This window comes from Rariglobus hedericola (genome assembly GCF_007559335.1).
GTDB lineage: Bacteria > Verrucomicrobiota > Verrucomicrobiia > Opitutales > Opitutaceae > Rariglobus > Rariglobus hedericola.
The window spans coordinates 1,120,009-1,139,575 of sequence record NZ_VMBG01000002.1 but is presented as its reverse complement, the minus strand read 5'-3'; the positions used below and the strand labels follow the sequence as shown (position 1 = coordinate 1,139,575).

Annotated in this window: 16 protein-coding genes; 11 read left to right on the top strand and 5 right to left on the bottom strand. The window is 61.1% G+C overall.

Annotated elements, in window-relative coordinates:
* The 5 genes from FPL22_RS15075 to FPL22_RS15055 all read right to left on the bottom strand — a co-directional run bounded on the left by FPL22_RS15075 (position 1) and on the right by FPL22_RS15055 (position 4,847).
* Entirely contained in the window at positions 1-903 is a 903-nt protein-coding gene (locus FPL22_RS15075) for an SDR family oxidoreductase (protein WP_144353811.1), read from the bottom strand.
* A 7-nt stretch (positions 904-910) separates the two neighbouring features.
* The gene (locus tag FPL22_RS15070) at positions 911-1,495 is read right to left on the bottom strand and encodes a DUF4142 domain-containing protein (protein WP_162525326.1); all 585 of its coding nucleotides are present in this window, start codon (positions 1,493-1,495) and stop codon (positions 911-913) included.
* 100 nt (positions 1,496-1,595) lie between these two features.
* Positions 1,596-2,282, bottom strand: coding sequence for a type 1 glutamine amidotransferase (locus FPL22_RS15065; protein ID WP_144353809.1), 687 nt, complete (start codon positions 2,280-2,282; stop codon positions 1,596-1,598).
* Positions 2,279-3,409: an agenet domain-containing protein gene (locus FPL22_RS15060; protein WP_144353808.1), complete on the bottom strand. Its 1,131-nt coding sequence runs from the start codon at positions 3,407-3,409 to the stop codon at positions 2,279-2,281. The genes FPL22_RS15065 and FPL22_RS15060 overlap by 4 nt, the downstream gene beginning before the upstream one ends.
* Before the next feature lie 52 nt (positions 3,410-3,461).
* Positions 3,462-4,847 (bottom strand): DUF4139 domain-containing protein, encoded by a 1,386-nt coding sequence (locus tag FPL22_RS15055; protein WP_144353807.1) that lies wholly within the window; start codon positions 4,845-4,847, stop codon positions 3,462-3,464.
* Between the two features lie 115 nt (positions 4,848-4,962).
* Here FPL22_RS15055 and FPL22_RS15050 point away from each other — a divergent pair, with 115 nt between their 5' ends.
* From FPL22_RS15050 to sufB, 11 genes are all read left to right on the top strand, one after another.
* The gene (locus tag FPL22_RS15050) at positions 4,963-6,978 is read left to right on the top strand and encodes an ATP-dependent helicase (protein ID WP_144353806.1); all 2,016 of its coding nucleotides are present in this window, start codon (positions 4,963-4,965) and stop codon (positions 6,976-6,978) included.
* Between the two features lie 41 nt (positions 6,979-7,019).
* Positions 7,020-7,406, top strand: coding sequence for a hypothetical protein (locus tag FPL22_RS15045; RefSeq protein WP_144353805.1), 387 nt, complete (start codon positions 7,020-7,022; stop codon positions 7,404-7,406).
* A gap of 169 nt (positions 7,407-7,575) precedes the next feature.
* A complete protein-coding gene (locus FPL22_RS15040) occupies positions 7,576-8,781 on the top strand; it encodes a TolC family protein (RefSeq protein WP_162525325.1) in 1,206 nt (401 codons plus the stop codon).
* The gene (locus tag FPL22_RS15035; protein ID WP_144353803.1) at positions 8,778-9,911 is read left to right on the top strand and encodes an efflux RND transporter periplasmic adaptor subunit; all 1,134 of its coding nucleotides are present in this window, start codon (positions 8,778-8,780) and stop codon (positions 9,909-9,911) included. Before FPL22_RS15040 ends, FPL22_RS15035 begins: the two co-directional genes overlap by 4 nt.
* Positions 9,912-9,921: 10 nt before the next feature.
* Positions 9,922-13,086: an efflux RND transporter permease subunit gene (locus FPL22_RS15030; protein ID WP_144353802.1), complete on the top strand. Its 3,165-nt coding sequence runs from the start codon at positions 9,922-9,924 to the stop codon at positions 13,084-13,086.
* Positions 13,087-13,129: 43 nt separating this feature from the next.
* The gene (locus FPL22_RS15025; protein ID WP_144353801.1) at positions 13,130-13,573 is read left to right on the top strand and encodes a hypothetical protein; all 444 of its coding nucleotides are present in this window, start codon (positions 13,130-13,132) and stop codon (positions 13,571-13,573) included.
* Between the two features lie 160 nt (positions 13,574-13,733).
* Positions 13,734-14,678, top strand: coding sequence for a thioredoxin-disulfide reductase (trxB, locus tag FPL22_RS15020; protein WP_144353800.1), 945 nt, complete (start codon positions 13,734-13,736; stop codon positions 14,676-14,678).
* Between the two features lie 59 nt (positions 14,679-14,737).
* On the top strand, positions 14,738-16,711 hold the full coding sequence (locus FPL22_RS15015) for a PAS domain-containing hybrid sensor histidine kinase/response regulator (RefSeq protein ID WP_144353799.1): 1,974 nt from the start codon (positions 14,738-14,740) through the stop codon (positions 16,709-16,711).
* Between the two features lie 132 nt (positions 16,712-16,843).
* Entirely contained in the window at positions 16,844-17,269 is a 426-nt protein-coding gene (locus FPL22_RS15010) for a Fur family transcriptional regulator (protein WP_144353798.1), read from the top strand.
* A gap of 54 nt (positions 17,270-17,323) precedes the next feature.
* A complete protein-coding gene (gene sufC / locus FPL22_RS15005) occupies positions 17,324-18,094 on the top strand; it encodes a Fe-S cluster assembly ATPase SufC (protein ID WP_144353797.1) in 771 nt (256 codons plus the stop codon).
* Between the two features lie 21 nt (positions 18,095-18,115).
* Entirely contained in the window at positions 18,116-19,564 is a 1,449-nt protein-coding gene (sufB, locus tag FPL22_RS15000) for a Fe-S cluster assembly protein SufB (RefSeq protein ID WP_144353796.1), read from the top strand.
* Positions 19,565-19,567 lie beyond the last annotated feature (3 nt).

Sequence of the window (19,567 nt, the reverse complement as noted above, 5' to 3'; positions counted from 1 at the left end):
TCAACCGCCGGTGGTCTCGCCACCCATGATGGGCAGAACGATTCCGGTGATATAGGATGAGTCCGCATCGGACGCCAGAAACACATAACCGGGCGCCAACTCCTCGGGCTGCGCCGGGCGGCCCATCGGATTATTTTTACCGAATTGAGCCGTCTTCTTGGGTGACAGCCCGGGATCGGAAGGATTGAGCGGCGTCCACACAGGGCCGGGCGCGATGGCATTCACACGAATCCCACGGGGAATAAGATCCATTGAAAGCGCCTTGGTAAAGGCATTGAGCGCGCCCTTGGTCGCCGAATAATCGAACAATTTTTGAGAACCGAAAATACCGGTTTCAGAGCTTGTCACGATGATCGCCGCTCCCGGCTTAAGGTGCGGCAAGGCCGCCTTCACCAGCCAAAAGCACGCATAAACATTCGTCTTAAAAGTGAGATCAAACTCGGCGTCCGTCACCGCTTCCAAGGATTTCTTACGCATCTGGTGCGCGGCATTGGAAACAAGAATATCCAGACGCCCGAAAGTCTTCATGACTCGTTCAATTACCCGACGACACGCAGGCGCTCGTGACAGGTCCGCCGGCAGGAGCAGACAGCGTCGCCCCGTGGCTTCCACCGCATTTTTAGTTATCTCCGCATCGGTGCGTTCAACCGGAAGAAAGCTGATGGCGATATCCGCCCCTTCCCTCGCATACAAAAAAGCCACGGCGTGTCCGATCCCTGAATCACCCCCGGTGATCAGCGCCACTTTGCCCTTCAATTTGTCGGACGCACGATATCGCGAGGCCTGCCAACGTGGCGCGGGATCCAGTTTACTTTCAAGACCCGGAGGACGTTGCTTTTCCGACGAGAATGGCAACGACGGTTCAGAGGTCATCTGGGGCTTGCGCCGTGAAGAAGGCTTCATGGGAGTGTTAATTTAACATTTTTTCAATTTGCCGGGCACGCGCCAAGTGGTCGCGCATCACGGCCAGGTATTGCACCGCAAACGCCGCGACATACGTGTCGCTTGATGTCACAGCTTTTTCGAGGAGAGCGATGGCGGTTTTGTGAGCACCCATGACCTCCTTGAGATAGGCTTCATCATAAGCATCGATTGATTTCTTCGTGAGTTTCTCCACGGCAACCGAGCGCGTGTGCCCAATGGCCGCTTCGCCACCGCGACGTCGCGCCAGCACGACAAGTTCGCCAGTAATGAGCTCCTCCGTGTTCACGACCGTTTCTGCATATGCCCGAACATCGGCATGGACCGCACGCGTCACCGCCTGCTTTGAAATCGCTATCGAGTGCCCTGAGCTGGCGGTGTATTTTTTGATGAAGCGCTTATCACTGCGACTTAGTTTGGGCGCCGCAGGATTAAACTCCGCCGAGGTTCCTGCTTCCGGTGCGATTAATTGTTGCGCATTCGCTTCAGCGGCAGTTTCAGCCGCACCTGGCGATGTCAGGACCATCCAAAAACCGACGCCGGCCAGCGTGAGCAAACGCAAAAAGACTTTCATATTCTGTGCAGAATAAGGAAAAGCCCGCCGTCTCGGCATCAGGCGATGTTTTATCCGTCCGGTAGGGAGCCCGCCGGATGAACCCGCCAACATCCGCTGCTTAACCCGCTTCCAGCTTGGAAAGCAGTGAGACCAGCAACACTTCCGCTTCCGGCTGCGCCCCCGCTCCCGTGATGATCTCAGCGGACTGGATGTAACGCGCCGGAACCAACTCATCGGCGCACTCCACGACGATTCGCGCCACCTCCACTGGCGTCATCTCCAGATGAAACTGTAAACCCAGAACGCGCGTCCCGATGGCAAATGCCTGGTTCTCACAGCCCTCGCTGCGCGCCAGCCAGACTCCACCCGGCGGAAGCGAAAAGGTGTCACCATGCCAGTGCAGCACCGGGGTGGTTTCAGGAAAAGCAAACGGCGACAGGTTGCCCTCGGGCACCGCCATCACCGGAAACCAGCCGATCTCCTTCTGCGCGTTTTGATAAACTTTACCACCCAGCGCATCGGCGATGAGTTGCGCCCCCAGGCAGATGCCCAGCACGCGCTTGCCCGCGGCCACCGCGTCGCGAATGACTCGTTTCTCGGCGCGCAACCACGGGTGATCCCGGTATTGATAAATGTTCATCGGCCCGCCCATCACGATCAACCAGTCGAATCCATCGACTGTCGCCGGCGCGGATTCTCCCGCATAAAAACGCGTGCACGTCAGCGTATGACCACGGGCGGTCAGCCAGCCTTCGATCGCGCCGAGTCCTTCAAACGGGACATGTTGAAACCAGTGGATTTTCATTTGGAGGCCTTCTTCATCGCTTGATTACGCATCATCGTGCCGTCGCGGTAAATATATTCGGGACATCCCTCGGAGTCTTTGTCGCCAAAACCAAACACCGTGTAGCGGGTTGCGGCGGCGTCGTTGGGCGTGAGGGTGAGCGTGTGCCCGTTAAACTCATAGGTGCCGGCCGACGCGCTTTGTGAGCCGCCGGAAATCTGGGTCGTGTCGCCTGATTTAAACGACGAGATCGAGGAGCGGGCAAACGTGCCGTCTTTGCGAAAAACCACCGTGCTCGATGAAGCGAGCGTCCCGCCTCCGAGAGACGCGCCACCTTCGTATTCACCGTCGAGCCGCCAGCCCGTCTTGAAGCCCTCGACCGGCGTGGCACCGGTTCCATCCAGCCAAAGTTCGTTTCCTTTTTTCTCGAATGAATATTCCCAGTCCTTCGAACCATCCGCCCAACGGATCGTGATCTTGTCACCGGTTATCCAATACACACCGTCCTCCTTGCCCGCCTTGGCCGTTTTCTCGAAGTCGGAAAAATTGAAACCGCCGCCGGGCGCGCGGCTGACGCGTCCGCTCTTGGTGAAGAACCATCCGTAACTGCTTAAGCTCAGGCTGCCGTTCCAATAATACGTCTCCATGCGCAACCACGCGCCTTGCAGTCCGCCCTTCGCGCCGTCGGGACGCGCCGGCCAGTCAAAGCTCTTCGCCTTGGGATCAACGGTCGCGACCGGCTGCCCGTCTGCACCCGCCGCCGCTGCGCCCGGCATCCTGATACGGTCAACTTTCAACCACTCGTCCCAATTGCTCGCGTAGCCGTCGTAGGTGACCTTCCAACGGTTCGGCGCGGATTCAACGATTTTCCCGCCATACCATTTCCCGGCGGAATACGCCTCGATACGATCGCCCGTTTTCCAAGCAACCTTGGGCAAATCCCGAATCTTTTCTGCCGGCAACCATTCGTCCGAACTGCTGGTGTAACCATCATAGGTGACCTTCCAACGCGTCTCCTCGATCTCGATGACCTTTGCCAGATACCAGCTCCCGTAGGACATCGCCTCGACGCGATCGTCCTTTTTCCAAGCGGCAAAAGCCGCCGATACACTTAACCCAACCGCCAATACCCAGCGCAGAGTTTTCATTGCCAGCGAACTTGCCCGAGGCCGCAGCCTCAGGCAAGCCGCCAGCGGCAAATCACTTCCAATCGTAGCGCACCCGATACGTGACCTTCTTTTCCTCGTCTGGTTTCAGCTTCACGCGGAATTCGGCGGTGCTCGCATCGGTTTTCTCGGATGGGTCGGACTGTTCGATCAGCGACCAGTTAGGCCACTGATAAAAGTGCTCGCTGATGCGGACCTCAACGGTGTCCGACTTGCGGTTGCGCAGGGTGACCTCGAACGCCTCTTCGCGGAAATCGTTACGCGAACTCATCTTTGTGTCGGTCGCCTTACGTTCGACCACGATGTCGAACACGTCTCCGGTATAGATGCGCACCGTCTCGTTCTTCGCGGTGTGGTCGATGTTATTTTCACCCACAAACTCCAGACGACCGTCCGCCGAGTCCTGACGATAAAACCGCGTGCGTCCCTTCGGCAACGGCAGGCCGAGACCGCCATTTTCCTTGATGTTTTTAAACTCGCGAACGGTCGCCACCTTCGCGCCGTATTTTTGCTGATCAAAAATGTAGAGCTGCGGAGCCGTCACGCCCTTCGCGCGGATAAACTCGACCTGCTTGGTCTCTTGATCGCGCAAGGTGACGTTGCGCGGCAGTGAATAAAGATGAAATTCGTCAAAGGACTTCTCAGTGACGTCTTCTTGTCGCGCAACCGCCATCGCCATCACCATTCCGTCTCTCCGCATTGTCGGCGACTGCGGTTGCACGCGGTTCACATCCCCCGCCATCAGCTTGATCGACGCATCGGTGAATTGCTTGCCGGTGTTATTCACGACGGTCACCCAGCCGACGATATCCACCTGATCGCCCTTTTCCGGCGCGACAAAGTTATACGCCGCCTGCCAACTCATGCCGCCGGTGACATAACCCAACTCCGCATCCAGCTTGGCATCCTTCTCCACGTTCACCTGCCAAGCCAGCGTCGGCTGCAAAATCGCATCGTCACCCAGCGACGGAAAAATCGGCTGCCCCGGCAGCGAGAACCGCAATTTACCGTCCACCTCGATGATCGGAGTCGAAGCCTCGCCACCCGCCTTGTAACCGCTGCGGATCACGCGGCCCTTCACGAGATATTCCTTCGCATCCTTATCCCGCACGATGAAATCTAGCTCTTTCCCCTCGTTCATCGCGAGCAGGAGACCCTGCGACGCCGCATCAGCGCGGTAACTTTGTTCGAGGATGCGCAGAGCCAACTTGCCCGACGCATCGCGCAACACCACCGAATCCGGCTCCACCTGCGTGGTCACACCGGAGAAGTTCACCAGGTTCACGCCCGACTTCAGGTCGAACGGGATCGTCTCCCGCACCACGGCGAAATTCTGGTTATAAATGGTCAACGCCGGCCCCGCGGTCAGCGACAGGGGTAGCAACGCGATAAAAGCACTAAACAAAGCGAGGGTTTTCATGGGAATAAGGGGATCAGTGGTTTCATCAGACTGACGAACCAGTCGCGAGTTTCTTAGAGAATCATTAAAATTCTTTGCCTCCCCCGTCTTTTCCCAAAGCCTGACCCACTCGCGCATGGACCACTCCTTCGATCACCACGACCGCTCCGCCCACTCCGGCGTCCCGCCCATCGATTTCCGCGCGTCCCTCAACGACGAGCAATTCGCCGCCGTCACCGCCGAGCCCGGTCCATTGCTCATCCTCGCCGGCGCCGGTTCCGGCAAGACCCGCACGCTCACCTACCGCGTCGCCTACCTGCTCTCCAAGGGCGTCCGCCCCGCCGAGATCCTGCTTCTCACGTTCACCAACAAGGCCGCCAAGGAGATGCTCCATCGCGTCCACGATCTCACCGGCGTCGAGCCCGGCCGTTTCTGGGGCGGCACGTTTCACTCGATCGGCAACCGCGCGCTCCGCATCTACGGTGACGCCATCGGTCTTCCCAAGAATTTCACCATCCTCGACGCCGACGAATCCGAATCGCTCCTCAAGCAGGTCGTCGAAACCGAGAACAAGCTGTTCTTCAAAGATAAGACCAACCCCAAGCCCGGCCCGCTCTTCAGCGTGCTCTCCCTCGCGCGCAATACCCAGAAACCGATCGACGAGACCGTCGAGCGTTACTTCCCCCAGTATTCAGAAATCAAGCACATGCTCCCGCCCTTCGCCGCCGCCTACGCCGCGAAGAAGCGCGCCCAGGATGTGCTCGATTACGACGACCTGCTTGAGCTCTGGCTTGAGCTGCTCAAAAAAGCCCCCGACGTCGCCGCCTACTTCGCCAACCGTTTCCGCCACGTCCTCGTGGACGAATATCAGGACACCAACACGATCCAGTCCCAGATCGTGGACGCCCTCGCCGGCCATCATCAGGTCATGGCCGTCGGTGACGACGCGCAATGCATCTACTCCTGGCGCGGCGCCGATTTCGAAAATCTCATGACGTTCGAAGACCGCCACCCCGGCACGGTCATCCACCGCATCGAGACCAACTACCGCTCGACTCCGCAGATCCTGAACCTCGCCAACGGTGTTCTCGACGCCCAGCCCAAGGGCCGTCACTTCGAAAAGGAACTGCGCGCCGCCCGTAAGAACGGACAACGGCCCATGGTCGTCCAAACCATCGACGACCGCGAGCAGGCCGACTTCATCCTCAAACGCACGCGCAACCTCATCGAGGAAGAAGGCGTCGCCCCCGGGGAGATCGCCATTCTCTATCGCTCGCATTTCCACGCACTCGAAATCCAGCTCGCCTTCTCCCGCGCCGGCATTCCCTACCAGATCACCAGTGGAGTGAAGTTCTTCGAGCGCCAGCATGTGCGCGACTTGATCGCCTTCGTGCAATTCGTCGCCAACCCGCGCAACGAATCCGCCTGGAACCGCATCGCCGTCCTCCTTCCCAAGGTCGGTGACAAGGGCGCGCAAAAAATCTACGCCGCCGCCTACGATCACGCGAAGCTCATGCAACGCGACTTCGTGGACGCCCTCGCGACCGACGACGTGAAGACCAAGGTCTCCAAAGACGCCAAGGACGAGTGGGCCAGCTTCACCGCTTCGCTCAAACAGATCTCCGACGTCATGCGCACCGGCAAACCCGAGTCGGTCATCTCCACCGCCATCGACGGCTGGTATGCCGACTACATGAAGGGCGAATACGCCGACTACATCGACCGCATGGAGGAGTTGAAGGCACTCATCGGTTTCGCCTCTCGCTTCGACGACATCGAGGAAATGCTTTCGCAGATTTCGCTCATGAACGGCGAGACCAGCGAGAAACACGTCGATGTCCCGCCCGACACTGTGAAACTCACGACTGTCCACCAATCGAAGGGCCTCGAGTTCGACATCGTCTTCGTGATCGGCGTCGCCGATGGCATGTTCCCCGGACGCCGCGCCATCGAGGCAGACGACGTCGAGGAAGAGCGCCGTTTGTTCTATGTCGCCGTCACCCGCGCGAAGAACGAGCTCTACATTTGTTACCCGAAAGTCGCCACGCGCGCTGGCCCCGGCGGACTCCTGCTTACGCCCAGCCGTTTCATCACCGAACTCTCGCCTGATCTTTACGAGCCGCTCCGCATCAAGCGCCAGTTCGGCTGGTGAGAGCCTTGACACCGTTCAGGTCCGCGACCACTTAACGCCTCGTGAAGATTTTCTTCAAATTCGCCGCGTTTGTCCTGCTGGCCCTCTGGCTGCCAGCGACGCAACACTGTGATTTGGAGGCCGCCGGATTGGAACTTTTTAATTTCGGCGAACATCACGAATCGGCCTGCGCCGAGATCTGTAACCAGGACGCCTGCCAGTCCATCGAGGACGCTTCTTACCTTAAGAACGCCTCTAGCCTGCGCGTTCTGCCGCCGCCCGTCTCCTTTGAATTTTGTCTGCTGAGTTTGCTCATCGCACCCGTGCTGGTGGAGAGCGAACCCGTTTCACTCGCCGGCGATCCGCCTGAGCTTCAGGCACTGCATCGCACCTGGCAGTTTATCCGCCGCACGGCCTTGCCCGTCCGCGCTCCCGATTGCGTGGCTTGATCCGTCCCTGCGCGGACGGATCGCTTGCCTGATTCTGGCCGAATGACGCCTGCGCGCGTCGTTTGCGGCCATTTCACCCACCCGTGTCCGTTGTCCTCAACTCACCATGTTCTGCTTTTCACGACTCCGCCATTTGTGCGGATCACTCCTTCTTTGCACCGCCGGCCCTTTGTCCGCGCAACAGCTCTCACTTGCCGATGCGCTTCGCCGCGCCGACGAACAAAACCCTTCGCTGCATGCGCAGGATTCCACGCGGCGCGCCGCCGAGGCTCTGATCGAGCAGGCCGGTGTGCGTCCCAACCCCACGCTTGATGTCACCGCGGAAAACTTCGCCGGCACCGGTGCTCTCCGCGGCGTCGACTCCATTGAAACCACCGTGCAGGCCAGCCAAACGTTTGAGCGTGGCGGCAAACGAGCCAAGCGCCTCAGCGTTGCCCGCCGTGAACGCGAGGTCGCCGACCACGAGTTTACCGTGCGCCGCGCCGAAGTGCTCGCCTCCACCGTCGCCGCCTACATCGACGTGCTCGCCGCACAGGAACGCCTCGCGTTGTCCACCGCGTCGCTCGATCTCGCCCGCGAAACCACCGACGCCGTCGCCGCGCGCGTGAAAGCCGCCGTCGCCTCCACCGCGGAATCCGCCCGCGCCCGCGCCGCTCTCGCCACCGCGCGCGCCGATCATGCCCGCGCCGAGTCGACCCTTACGCAGGCTCGCGCCGCCCTCGCGACGATTTGGGGCGGGACTGCGACCGACGTGACCACGCTCGCCGGCACACTGCGGATGCCCGATGAGTTACCCGCCGCCGAGACGTTGCTCGCCAAGCTCACGACTCACCCGCGTTTCGCGCTTCAACAAGCCACCATTTCCAGCCATCGCGCCTCACTCCAGCTCGCCCAATCCAAAAACGCGCAAGACATCACGGTCGGCGGAGGCGTGCGTTTTCTCCGAGAAAATTCCGATGCGGGTCTGGTCGCCGGTGTGTCGATTCCGCTTCCTTTCCGTAGCCAGAACCAGGGCAACATCCGCGCCGCCCGCGAAACCCTCGCCGGTGCCGAGCAAGCCACTCGTGTGATCGACGCCGCGTTGCGCGCCTCGTTCTCAGCCGCGTGGCAGGATCTGCAGATTTCGCGCTCCATCGCGCGCGACCTGCGCACCGATGCGCTCCCCGCCACCGAAGAAGCGCTCGCCCTTGTCCGCCACGCCTACGCCCAGGGCGAACTTCCGCTCCTCGGCGTGCTCGAAGCCCAACGCGCTCACACCGTCCTCCGTCGCGAGATCCTCGATGCCGAGACCGCTTCCGCTTCGGCCCTCGTGCGCGTCGAAGCCCTGACCGATCCCGCCTTCCCTCTGACCACAGCACTCCTTTCGTCCCGATGAAACTCTCCGCATTCACTTCCGCACTCGTTCTCGTCACATCGCTGACGTCACCTTTGCACGCAGCCGACTCCGCCGCTCGGCGCGCCAACACCGTCGTCCTCGATGAGACCGGCGTGAAAAACCTCCGCATTCAAACCGTGGTCGTCGAGCCCGGTGATTTCGAGGAGACGACTTTCGCCCTCGGTCGCATCGAGGTCTATCCCGGCAACCGCGCCGTCATCAGCAGTCGCATCGCCGGACGCGCAGTCGAGGTCCGCCTCAAACACGATCACGCCATCACCAAGGGCGATGTCGCCTTCGTCGTCGAGAGCCGCCAGATCGGCAACCCGCCGCCCACAATCGAACTCACCGCTCCCATCACCGGCCTCGTGAGTAGCGTCAATGTCGTGACCGGCGAATCCGTTGACCCCGACAAGTCTCTCGCGGAGATCCTCGATCTCACCAAGGTCTATGCGCTCGCCCGCGTGCCCGAGCACCTCGCCGGCCGCCTCAAACGCGGGCAACGCGCGCACATAACCGTCGCCGCTGCTTCCGGCGAAACCTTCCCCGCCGAATTGGAACATCTCGGTGTCCTCGCCGATCCGGCCAGCGGCACCGTGGAAGCTGCGTTCCGCGTCGCGAATCCCGAACTCAAACTTCGCCCGGGAATGCGCGCCGAGTTCTCCATCGTCACCGCCCGACGCGCCGACGTCACCAGCATCCCCCGCAGCGCGTTGCAAGGTTCACCGGCCGCTCGTTTCGTTTACGTGAAGGACTTCGATCTGCCCAACGCCTTCGTGAAAACCCCCGTCGTCATCGGCGAGAGCAATGACCGATCGGTCGAGATCATCAGCGGCCTTCTCCCCGCCGACGAAGTCGTAACGCAAGGGGCCTACTCGCTCGCCTTCGCCGGCGGAGGCACGCTGTCGTTGAAAGAAGCGCTCGACGCCGCCCACGGCCATGCCCACGCCGCCGACGGCTCCGAACTCAAATCCGGCGCCGCCACCTCCGACGATGACCACGGACACGCCCACGACGGCGATGAACACTCCGATCACCACGAGAGCCCGATTTGGAAAATTCTCACCGGCGTTTTCTTCGTCGCCTTCGTGGTGACCCTCTTTGCCAAGAAGCCTTCAGCCAAAGCCTGAGGAACCGACCATGCTCAACCGCCTCATCCAGTGGTCGCTCGCTCATCGCGCGATCATCCTCGGCCTCTCATTGGTCATCCTCGTGCTGGGCCTCAACTCCGGTCTGCGCCTTCCCGTCGAGGTCCTCCCCGATCTCACCAAGCCCACCGTCATCATCCTCACCGAGGCGCCCGGTCTCGCCCCCGAGGAAGTCGAAACCCGCATCACCCAGCCGCTCGAAAGTGCGCTCATGGGCGTCGCCGGTCTCACGCGTCTGCGCTCCAACTCCGACGTCGCGCTGTCGCTCGTCTACGCCGAATTCGACTGGGACACCGACATCTACCAGGCCCGCGTGCTCGTGCAGGAGCGTCTCCAATCTGCCCGTGAACAACTCCCCGGCGGCGTGCAACCCTTCATGACGCCCGTCGCGTCCCTCATGGGCGAGATTCTCCTCGTCGGCGTGCGCTCCACCATCGAGGAAGGCCAGCCCGGCTACCTGCCGCCCAGCGAGGTCCGCTCCATCGCCGATTGGACCATCCGCCGTCGCCTGCAAAGCATTCCCGGCATCGCCGAAATCCTCAACATGGGCGGCGGCGTGAAACAGCTCGAGGTCCAGCCCGATCCTTACCGCATGCAGGCCCACGACGTGAGTTTCGCAGAACTCGAAGCCGCCGTCGCCGAGGCCGCCAGCACCACCACCGGCGGTTTCATCAACACCGGCCCCACCGAAATCATGGTGCGCAATCTCGCCATGACGACCGACCTCGGCGACATCGCCCGCACCGTCATCAAACACATCAACGACCGTCCCGTGACGCTCGCCGATGTCGCCACCGTCGCCTGGGGCATCGAGCCCATGCGCGGCGATGCCACCGTGAGCCAGACGCCGGAAAAAAAGCCCACCTACGGCGTCATCATGTCCGTCACCAAATCCCCCGGATTCGACACCCGCGCCCTCACCGAACAGATCAAAACCGCGCTCGCCGAGTTGCAGCCTGGACTGCCCTCAGGCGTGGAGACCGTGCCGCTTTTCCAGCAGAAGGATTTCATCGACCACGCCATCGGCAACCTGAAGGAAGCCATTCGCGATGGCGCGATCATGGTGACGATTGTCCTGTTCCTGTTTCTGCTGAACGTGCGCACGACCTTCATCACGCTCATGGCCATCCCCATGAGCTTCGCGATCACGCTGCTCGTGTTCCAGCGCTTCGGCATTACCGTGAACTCCATGACCCTCGGCGGTCTCGCCGTCGCCATCGGCATGGTCGTCGATGACGCCATCGTGGACGTCGAAAACGTCTTCCGCCGCCTCCGCGAAAATGCCGCGCTGACCACACCGCTGCCCAAGCTCCAGGTCATCGCCGCCGCGTCCGGCGAAGTGCGCAGCTCGATCTTCTACGCGACCATTCTGATCGTCCTCGTGTTCCTTCCACTGCTCGCCTTGAGCGGAGTCGAAGGAAAGCTTTTCGCCCCGATCGCCATCGCAACCATCGTCAGCATGGCCGCGTCGTTCGTCGTCTCACTCACGCTCATTCCGGTGCTCTGCTCGCTCGTATTGAAACCCAAGCCCGGCCACGCACACATCGACGGCTGGCTGGTCTCGCGGTTGAAACGTATTCTGCGCGCCACGTCCCTCCGCGCTGGGCTCGCTTATCCCCTGCCCGTCCTCGCCGTGGTGATCATCGGCATGGTCGCCGCGTTCCTGCTCTATCCCAAAATGAGCAAGGACTTCCTGCCTGCCTTCAAAGAAGAAACTGCGCTCATCGCCGTCACCGCCGCGCCCGGCACGTCACTTGAAGAAATGAACCGCATTTCCGACGTCATCGAGATGCAGATCCTCGCCGTCCCCGAAGTGCGCAAGGTCGGTCGCCGCCTTGGTCGCGCCGAACGCGGCGACCACGTCGTCCCCGTCTCCACCGCCGAGTTTGACGTCGATTTCCGCACGCCCGCAGACGGCTCTTCGTCCCGCACGCGCACCGAAATCCTCGCCGATCTCAATCGCCGCCTCAAAACCGTCCCCGGCACGTTTTCAGTCATCGGCGGTCCGCTCGCCGATCGCATCGGACACATGCTCAGCGGCGTTTCGGCTCCGGTCGCCATCAAGGTGTTCGGCCCCGATCTCGACACGCTCCGCCGTCTTGGCACCGAGGTGCAGACCGTTGCGCGGACGATTCCCGGTTTCGAAGACGCCAAGCTCGACCAGCAGGCCACCATCCCGCAGCTCCGTATCGAGGCCGACCGCGCCCGCGCCACGGCTTACGGCGTCACGCCCGGCGCGCTCAATGAGCAACTCGGCGCCCTCATCGGCGGAAAGGTAATCGCTGAACTCCGCGAAGGTCAGCGCGCCGTGAATCTCGTTATCCGCCTGCCACTCGCCTGGCGCGACTCGCCTGAAAAAATCGCCCGCCTGCCCATCGAAACCGTGACCGGACAGCGTCTGCCACTCTCCGTTGTTGCCGACGTGCGCGAGGCGACCGGTCCCAACGTGATCTTTCGTGAAAACAGCCAGCGTCGTTTCACCATCGCGATCAAGCCAACCGTCCGCGATGTCGGCGCCCGCGTCGAACGCCTGCAAGCCGAGGTCAAAGCCAAGGTGCCGTTACCCGAGGGTTATTTCATTACTTATGAAGGTGAGTTCCAGGCGCAAAAAGACGCCACGCAACGCATCGCGCTCTTCAGCACGGTCGTCTTTGTGGTGATCATTTTCCTGCTCTACGGATATTTCCAGAGCTGGTCGCTGGCACTTCAAGTCATGCTCAACATACCTCTGGCACTCGTTGGCGGACTCGTTTTCACGTGGCTCAAACTCGATAACATCAGCATCGCCACACTCGTCGGTTTCATCGCCGTCGGCGGAGTCGCCGCACGCAACGGCATCATGATGATCTCGCACTACCTGCATCTCATGAAACACGAAGGCGAAGGCTTCACCCGCGAAATGGTCATCCGCGGCACGCTTGAGCGCATGGTTCCCGTGCTCATGACCGCGCTCGCCGCCGGCATCGCGCTGATCCCGCTCGTGCTTGCAGGCGACCAACCGGGCAAGGAAATCCTCCACCCCGTGGCAGTCGTCATCGTGGGCGGCTTGGTATCGTCCACGCTCCTCGACTTCCTGGTGACGCCGCTGGTGTTTTTCACCTTCGGCCGAAAAGCCGCCGAACACGCCCTCCAACGCGGTGCTTCGGCCGCGCAATAATTACAGATTCCCAAATCCGAAAATAATTTCCCTCCTAAAATACATGAAAACCATCCTGATCCACTTGCTCGCCCTCACCGCCCTCGCCTTAACCGCCACGGTCGCTTCGGCCCATGAGCAAACTGTCGCCGGCCCCAACGGCGGCCGCCTCCTCACCATCGTTGAACCGCACGCCGAGTTCTTCGTGACCGCCGAGCGCAAGGTCCAGATCACCTTTGTCGGTGAAGACGGAAAACCGGTCCCTCCCGCCGAACAAGTCGTCGTGGTGACCGCCGGCGAACGCTCCGCCCCCACCAAGCTCACGTTTACCAAAACCGGCAACGTGCTTCTCTCCGATACCGCGCTCCCCGCCGGCAACGCCTTCCCCACGGTTGTGCAAATTAAGATCACCCCCGACGCCAAGTCCGTCGCCGCCCGCTTCACGCTAAACACTGCGATCTGCCCCGAGTGCAAAAACGCCGAATACGCCTGCACCTGCGCCCACTAAGCCTGCACACCGCCCCAAAAAAATCCCGCCCCTGCACGCACCCACCTCAAGCCGGCTTGTAACTTAATAGGTTACAAACCGGCTTTTCTGGTTAGCGCGTAAATCCCTCTTGTCCGGCCCGCCCGTTTGACGCTTGGTGTAACTTTCCCAATTTAACGCCATGTCCGCTTCCATCGAAAACGTCGTCATCATCGGCACCGGCTGCGCCGGTCTCACCGCTGCTATTTACACCGCGCGCTCCAACCTCAACCCGCTCGTGCTCGAGGGCCCGCTCCCCGGTGGACAACTTACGACGACCTCCGAGGTCGAAAATTTCCCCGGCTTCCCGCACGGCGTCGATGGTTTCCAGCTCACCCAAAACATGCGCGAACAGGCCACGCGCTTCGGCACCCGTTTCGAACAGGCCCTCGTCACGTCGGTCGATTTCACCGTTCACCCGCGCAAGCTCGTCCTCGGCGACAAGGTCATCTTCGCCAAATCCGTGATCATCGCCACCGGAGCCTCGCCACGCATGACCGGCATCCCCGGCGAAAAGGAACTCTACGGCGGCAAGGGCGTGACCACCTGCGCAACTTGCGATGGTGCATTCTACCGCAAGATGGAGGTCGCCGTGCTCGGTGGCGGCGATAGCGCGGCCGAGGAAGCCCTCTTCCTCACGCGTTTTGCCAGCAAAGTTTACCTCGTTCACCGCCGCGACTCGTTACGCGCCTCGAAGATCATGGCCGACCGCGCCGTCGCTCACGAAAAGATCCAGATGGTCTGGGACAGCGTTCCGCTTGAAGTGCTCGGCGTGCCCGAGAACTCCGTCAGCGGCCTGCGTATCCAAAATGTGAAGACCGGCGTCGAATCCGTGCTGCCCGTCAAAGGCATCTTCATCGCCATCGGCCACATTCCCAACACCGGCCCGTTCACCCCGGCCATCGACGTGGACGAGGGCGGCTACTTCAAGCCCTCGGCGGGCTCCCAGGTGCAAACCAACATCCCCGGCGTCTACGTCGCGGGTGATTGCTCAGACCACGTCTATCGTCAGGCCATCACGGCCGCCGGCATGGGTTGCCAGGCGGCGATCGAGGCCGAGCGCTGGCTGGCCGAACACGGCGGCTAAGACGCCCGGCTATGTTTAAGCTTTCAGCGTAATCGGCTTATCGATGGAGTTACCCGCAAATGGCCGGGTCCTCCTTCGAAAACGCCGAAATCGCCACACTCACCGCCGAATGCGAACGGCTCCGTGCCACCCTTCGCACCAGCGAAGAACAGCAGCGGATCCTCTTCGACAGCAACCCGCTGCCGGTGTGGGTTTACGACACCGAGTCGCTCGCATTTCTGGCCGTCAACGAATCCGCCATTCGTCACTATGGTTATTCGCGCGCCGAGTTTCTCGGCATGACGATCCGTGACATCCGCCCCGCCCGCGATGTGCCGGTGTTGGAGGCACACCTCTCCGGTATTGCTCAGACGCATGCCGCCACGGAAGCCTGGACTCACCTCAAGAAAGACGGCGCCGAGATCACCGTGGATATTTTCTCCCACGGCATCGTTTATACCGGTCGAGCAGCCCGGCTGGTCGTCGCGGTGGACATCACCACCCGTGCCGCCGCCGAGGAAAAACTCCGCAACAGCGAAGAGCGCTTCCAACTCGTTTCCCGCGCCACCAGCGACGCCGTGTGGGACTGGGATTTCCAAACCAACCTGCTGTGGTGGGGCGATGGATTTTGCGCGTTGTTCGGTTATCCACGCACCGATATTTCCCCTGAAGTTTCGTGGTGGGCGGAGCGCATCCACCCGGATGATCGCGACCGTGTTTACAACTCCCTCCACCGGGCAATTGAAGAGCCCGCGACGATTTTCTGGTCCGAGGAATATCGCTACCTCCGCAAAGACGGCGCCTACGCGATCGTGCAGGATCGCGGCCATGTCATCCGTGACGCCGCCGGCAAGGGCATCCGCATGGTCGGAGGCATGACCGACATCACCGAGCATAAAAAATTGCTCAATCAATACCTGCGCGCGCAGCGCATGGAGAGCATCGGCACGCTCGCCGGCGGCATCGCCCACGACCTCAACAACGTCCTCGCTCCGATCCTGATGTCGGTGGATCTGCTCCGCATCCACATGCCCGACGAGGGCACTCACAAGCTCATCAACACCGTCGAGCAAAGCGCCCGGCGCGGCGCCGATCTGGTCAGACAGGTTCTGACGTTTGCGCGCGGCATCGACGGCAGCCACCGCGTCGCCATCCAAGTCGAACACCTGATCAAGGACGTTGCGCGCATCGCCACCGAAACCTTTCCGCGCTCCATCCGCACCGAGATTCAGGCGGAGAAGGATCTCTGGGTCGTGACCGGTGACGCCACGCAACTCCATCAGGTTATCCTTAACTTGGTGGTCAATGCCCGAGATGCCATGCCGGAAGGAGGCACGCTCACGCTCACGGCGGAAAACATCACCATCGACGCCCAATACGTTGCCACCAGCCGCGCCGCCAAACCCGGCTTCTATCTCTGCATCGGTATCGCCGACACCGGCTGCGGCATTCCCCAAGACGAAATCGACCGCATCTTCGAACCGTTTTTCACCACCAAGGAAGTCGGCAAAGGCACCGGCCTCGGCCTCTCCACCGCTCACGCGATCATTGAAAGCCACCGCGGCTTTATCGCCGTTTACAGCGAGCCTGGCCAAGGCTCCACGTTCAAAGTCTACGTGCCCGCCGATCCGAATTTGCGCGCCCCCGCGTCCGCCGCGCCCGCCGTCGCCGATCTTCCGCGCGGTCATGGAGAGACCATCCTCGTGATCGATGATGAGACCTCGATTCTCACCATCACCCGTCAGACGTTGGAAGCCTTTGGCTATCAGGTGATCGTCGCACATGACGGTGCCGAAGCCGTCGCTGTTTACGCGCAGCACCGCGATACCATCGCCGCCGTCCTCACCGACATGGTCATGCCTATCATGGACGGCCCGGCCACGATCAGCGCCCTCATGCGAGTAAACCCCCACGTGCTCATTATCGCAGCCAGCGGACTCAACTCCAACGGCCGCGTGGCCAAGGCCGCCGGCGCCGGCGTGAAGCATTTCCTCCCCAAGCCCTACACCGCCGAGACGTTACTCATCACCCTCCGAGACGTCCTGCGCCCGTAGGCTCGTCCGGTCAGAACACCTCCGCAAATAGGGCGGCTCCGCTCTCACGAATGCTCCGCACGTCCTTCTTTAGAATTATTCCAATTCCGGCTTGCCGTTTAGAATCATTCCAATTGGTTGTGCCTTCCGCTCATGTCCAACCACACGATTCACTCCGACGCCCTTGCGCAAAAGCTAGCCGACAGCGGCCTGCGCAACACTCCCCAGCGCGAAGTCGTGTATGATGCGCTCCTCACCAAGCGCGATCACCCCACGGCCGACGAAGTCTTTGCCCGCGTTAAGCCCCAGCTTCCCGGCATCTCGCTGGCGACCGTTTACAACTGCCTCGAGACCCTCGTGCAATGCGATCTCGTCCGCGCCGTGAACTTCGAGCGCGGCCCGACCCGTTACTGCCCGAATCTCATTCCCCACGCGCATTTTCACGACGAGGAATCGGGAGCGACTCACGATATCGAGCTCCCCTCCAACCTCCTCGCCAGGATCAAGTCCATCCTGCCCGCCGGTTACAACGCAGACGCCATCGAAATCACTTTCCGCGGCAAACTCCCCGCCCGCTAAGCCTCCACTTTCAGTCTTCCGACTACCCGCTACTCACTACTTTCCAACAAAACCATGTCCTCCCTCGAAATCCGTGATCTCGTTGTCGCCCTCACCGCGACCCCCGACAAACCCATCGTCAAAGGCCTCAACCTGACGATCAAAACCGGCGAAGTGCACGCCATCATGGGCCCAAACGGCACCGGCAAATCCACGCTTTCCAAAGCCATCGCCGGCCACCCCGATTACCAGATCACCTCCGGCGACGTCCTCCTCGATGGCAAATCCATCCTCGAGATGGAGCCCGACGAGCGCGCCCGCGCCGGTCTCTTCCTCGCCTTCCAATACCCCTCCGAGATCCCCGGCGTCTCCATCGCCAACTTCCTCCGCGCCGCCGTTCAGGCCCGCATGGCCGAGGGTGAAGAGCTCGATGCCACCGGTTACTACAAGAAGCTCTACGGCAAAATGGATCTTTTGAAGATCGACCGCAAATTCACCTCCCGCTCCGTGAACGAAGGTTTCTCGGGCGGCGAAAAGAAACGCTGCGAGATCCTCCAGATGGCCATGCTCGAGCCCAAGTTCTCCCTCATGGACGAGACCGACTCCGGCCTCGACATCGACGCGCTTAAGATCGTTGCCGAAGGCGTCAACACCATGCGCGGCGGCGATCTCGGCGTCCTCCTCATCACCCACTACCAGCGCCTCCTCGACTACATCGTCCCCGACTTCGTGCACGTCATGTATGACGGCCGCATCGTGAAGTCCGGCGACAAGTCCCTCGCCCTCGAACTCGAGGCCAAGGGCTACGACTGGGTCAAGACCGAGCTCGCCGCCACCACCGTCTGAAACTGAACCAAGGATATTCCCATGGCTGACATCGATACACTCCCTTCCACCGACGAAGCCCCCGCGGAGGTCAATCCCGTCGGCGGCATCGACCAGGCCGTCGGTGACTTCCAATACAACGTCAACTACGAGTTCGACGCCGGCACCGGTCTCTCCGAAGACACCGTTCGCTACATCAGCTCCGTCAAAAAGGAAGCTCCGTGGATTCTTGAGTTCCGCCTCAAGGCCCTGAAGACGTTCCTCGATAAACCCATGCCCACGCACTGGGCGACGAAGGATCTCGAGAACATCGATTTCAGCAAAATCCGCTACTACCTGTCGCAGGGCCAGAAGCCCAAGCGCACGTGGGACGAGGTGCCCGACGACATCAAGAAGACCTTCGAGCGTCTCGGCATCCCCGAGCAGGAGCGCAAGTTCCTCGCCGGCGTCGAGGCCCAGTTCGACTCCGAGGCCGCGTATTCAAACATCAAGGACATCGTCGCCAAGCAGGGCGTCATCTTCTGTAACTCCACCGAGGCCCTTCGCGAGCACCCCGAGATCTTCAAAAAGTTCTTCGGCAAGGTCATCCCCACCGGTGACAACAAGTTCTCCGCCCTTAACTCCGCCGTGTTCTCCGGCGGCTCCTTCATCTACGTCCCCCCGGGCGTGAAGGTCGCCCAGCCGCTCCAAGCTTACTTCCGCATCAACGCCGAAAACTTCGGCCAGTTTGAGCGCACCCTCATCATCGCCGACGAGGGCGCCGAGGTCGTTTACATGGAAGGTTGCACCGCTCCCAAGTTCTCCACCTCCACGCTGCACTCCGCCGTGGTCGAGCTCGTCGCCCTCAAGGGCGCCAAGATCCAATACATCACCGTCCAGAACTGGGCGAACAACGTGTTCAATCTCGTCACCAAGCGCGGCGTCGCCCACGAGGACGCCGAGATCAAGTGGATCGACTGCAACATCGGCAGCCGCCTCACCATGAAATACCCCGGCGTTGTCCTGAAGGGCAAACGCGCCCGCGGCGAAGTCATCTCCATCGCCCTCGCCAACGACGGCCAACATCAGGACACCGGCGCCAAGATGATCCACGCCGCCGACGACACCACATCCGTCGTCGTCTCGAAATCCATCAGCGTCGGCCAGGGTCGCGCCACCTATCGCGGTCAGGTCCACATCCCGAAGCACTTGAAGGGTTGCAAAAACAACACCGAGTGCGACGCGCTCCTCATCAACACCAACAGCCGCACCGACACGTATCCAGCCATCACCGTGCGCGGCGACACGCACTCCGTGCAGCACGAGGCGTCCGTCTCGAAGGTGAACGAAGAGCAGATCTTCTACATGCAGCAGCGCGGTCTCACCGAAGCGCAGGCCATGAGCCTCGCTGTGAACGGTTTCGTGAACGACCTCGTCCGCCAGTTCCCCATGGAATACTCGGTCGAGCTCAAGCGCCTCATCGACCTCGAAATGGAAGGCAGTGTCGGCTGATCC

Bases quoted from the DNA above. Each gene is read 5' to 3' on its own strand.
- FPL22_RS15055 (WP_144353807.1), bottom strand. From the start codon at position 4,847: ATGAAAACCCTCGCTTTGTTTAGTGCTTTTATCGCGTTGCTACCCCTG.
- FPL22_RS15060 (WP_144353808.1), bottom strand. From the start codon at position 3,409: ATGAAAACTCTGCGCTGGGTATTGGCGGTTGGGTTAAGTGTATCGGCG.
- FPL22_RS15070 (WP_162525326.1), bottom strand. From the start codon at position 1,495: ATGAAAGTCTTTTTGCGTTTGCTCACGCTGGCCGGCGTCGGTTTTTGG.
- trxB (WP_144353800.1), top strand. From the start codon at position 13,734: ATGTCCGCTTCCATCGAAAACGTCGTCATCATCGGCACCGGCTGCGCC.
- FPL22_RS15015 (WP_144353799.1), top strand. From the start codon at position 14,738: ATGGCCGGGTCCTCCTTCGAAAACGCCGAAATCGCCACACTCACCGCC.
- FPL22_RS15035 (WP_144353803.1), top strand. From the start codon at position 8,778: ATGAAACTCTCCGCATTCACTTCCGCACTCGTTCTCGTCACATCGCTG.
- FPL22_RS15025 (WP_144353801.1), top strand. From the start codon at position 13,130: ATGAAAACCATCCTGATCCACTTGCTCGCCCTCACCGCCCTCGCCTTA.
- FPL22_RS15065 (WP_144353809.1), bottom strand. From the start codon at position 2,282: ATGAAAATCCACTGGTTTCAACATGTCCCGTTTGAAGGACTCGGCGCG.
- sufB (WP_144353796.1), top strand. From the start codon at position 18,116: ATGGCTGACATCGATACACTCCCTTCCACCGACGAAGCCCCCGCGGAG.
- FPL22_RS15010 (WP_144353798.1), top strand. From the start codon at position 16,844: ATGTCCAACCACACGATTCACTCCGACGCCCTTGCGCAAAAGCTAGCC.
- FPL22_RS15075 (WP_144353811.1), bottom strand. From the start codon at position 903: ATGAAGCCTTCTTCACGGCGCAAGCCCCAGATGACCTCTGAACCGTCG.
- sufC (WP_144353797.1), top strand. From the start codon at position 17,324: ATGTCCTCCCTCGAAATCCGTGATCTCGTTGTCGCCCTCACCGCGACC.
- FPL22_RS15030 (WP_144353802.1), top strand. From the start codon at position 9,922: ATGCTCAACCGCCTCATCCAGTGGTCGCTCGCTCATCGCGCGATCATC.
- FPL22_RS15050 (WP_144353806.1), top strand. From the start codon at position 4,963: ATGGACCACTCCTTCGATCACCACGACCGCTCCGCCCACTCCGGCGTC.